General features: G+C 72.3%; 2 protein-coding genes. One reads left to right on the top strand and one right to left on the bottom strand.

The genetic code is table 11. The annotated features are described in order from the left end of the window. Nucleotides 1-81: 81 nt before the first annotated feature. Nucleotides 82-705 carry a DUF6230 family protein gene (locus D471_RS35490; protein ID WP_017600551.1) on the bottom strand — a complete coding sequence of 208 codons (624 nt, stop codon included), beginning with the start codon at nt 703-705 and terminating at the stop codon, nt 82-84. Between the two features lie 344 nt (nt 706-1049). Here D471_RS35490 and D471_RS0121595 point away from each other — a divergent pair. Next, nucleotides 1050-1685 (top strand): hypothetical protein (locus D471_RS0121595; RefSeq protein ID WP_026127952.1); only part of this gene is annotated, 636 nt, incomplete at its 3' end.

The following is a 1685-nucleotide window of genomic DNA, read 5'->3' as shown; positions in this document are numbered from 1 at the left end:
GGAATCCGCGCACGGCCGCCCGGAGGCGGCGGCGGAGTCCGCGCGAGACGGTACGCGGAACGGCCAGGGGGTCGGGCATGGTCAGAAGCACTCCGGTACGTCGAACCCGACGGCGAAGTGCGTGTCGGGCAGGCGCAGGTGCGCGGCCGTGATCGCCCTGAGCTTCGACCGGAGGTCGACGAGGAGGAGGGTGTCGGCCTGTTGGCCGAACCCTCCGGGCGGTCCCTGGCCGCCGACCGCCTTGTCCAGGGTGCTGGCGTCCCGGCCGATCTCGACGTTCGTGAACTCCACGTCGGCGGTGAACTCCTCCGCGTCGAACACCACCGAGCTGCCCGTGATCGGCTCGTCATGGCCCGCGGTGATGCGGACCGTGACCGGGCCGAGCGGCGTCTCGAGCAGCGTCGACTGGCACAGGCCGTGGATCTCCACCGACTCCATGGTGGTGACGGCGACCGGGAGGCTGGTGCCGTCGATGGTCTGGTCGAAGGAGCCGAACTGGGTGAATCCCCGGGCGTCCAGGACGTCGGCGGAGACCTTGATCGTGTCCCCCGACACGGCGAAGGCGGCGGCGAGCAGCCCCTGGTAACCCATCGCGGCGAGCAGCCCCGCCGCCCCGAGGCCGGGTAGAGCGACCAACGCGAACCTGCGCCACCGGGTACGGCCGCGCGGCGTTCCCTCCGCCACCCCGTCGGGCGCGTCCGCCATATCCCCGCACCCCCAACGGGCCGTGTCCGCCACGCGGCGGCGACAGATCCCCGCTCTGGCGCCGACGCGTCCTCGTGGCGCATCACGTGCGCCTGCTCGACCCTACCCCGATGAGAACCGTGGGCAACGCCACGGACACCGTGAGTCGCGAAGCCATGGGCGGGGAACACCACGGCGCCGGAGGGACGACCGGCTCCCGCTCAGCCGCCGCCTGGGACGATCCAGGTCAGCGCGGGTCCGTCCCACCTGTACCGGAGGAAGCTGTCGTCGTAGGGTGGAGAAGAACCGTCTGTGCCCGGGCCGCACGGGCGCCCGGGCCGGGTCTCGGACCGGAGGTGGGCACGATGTCCACGCGCACGCGCAACTGGTTCCGGGTGGCCGCCATGGCCGTCGCCCCGGTGATCCTGCTGGCCGTGCTCCTGTACCACCCCTTCCTGGTGGGCGCCACTCTGTCCTCGGACGTCGTGGTGCAGACGATGGAGGCCGACTCGATGCGGTGGGCCATGGCACACCTGCTGACGGTCGGGGCCCTCGCCCTGTTCGTCCTGGCCTTCCAGGGGCTCCGCAGCCGGCTGAGGGAGGCGGGCGAGCAGCAGTGGAGCTTCTTCGCGCTCCCCCTGGTCATCGTGGCCGGGGTGCTCGTCGCCGCGCTGGCGGGGATGGAGGTGGCCGTCGCGACGGCGATCCCGACGGGCGCCGACACCCTGGCGCTGGTGCAGGCCCTGCAGCCGTGGTTGCTGACGCTGCTGGCGGGCGGCACCGTCGCCTTCCTGCTCGGGTCGCTGGCGTTCGCCGCGGGCGTCGTTCGGGCTGAGATCATGGGCCGGTCGATGACGATCGTGGTGGCGGTCGCCCTGGCCGTGATGGGCCTGGCGGCGGTGACCCCGTTCTTCGGTGCCTTCTACGTGATCGGCCTCGCCGCGATCGTCGCGTTCTGGCCGTTGGCCTGGACGATCGTGCGGACCGAGATCGTGTCGGGG

The organism is Nocardiopsis lucentensis DSM 44048, from assembly GCF_000341125.1.
GTDB classification, from domain to species: Bacteria; Actinomycetota; Actinomycetes; order Streptosporangiales; family Streptosporangiaceae; genus Nocardiopsis; species Nocardiopsis lucentensis.
This window is presented reverse-complemented; position numbering and strand designations above follow the sequence as displayed.

What these genes read in the sequence shown, in the direction of transcription:
- D471_RS35490 (WP_017600551.1), bottom strand. Translation starts at nt 705, where the DNA reads ATGGCGGACGCGCCCGACGGGGTGGCGGAGGGAACGCCGCGCGGCCGT.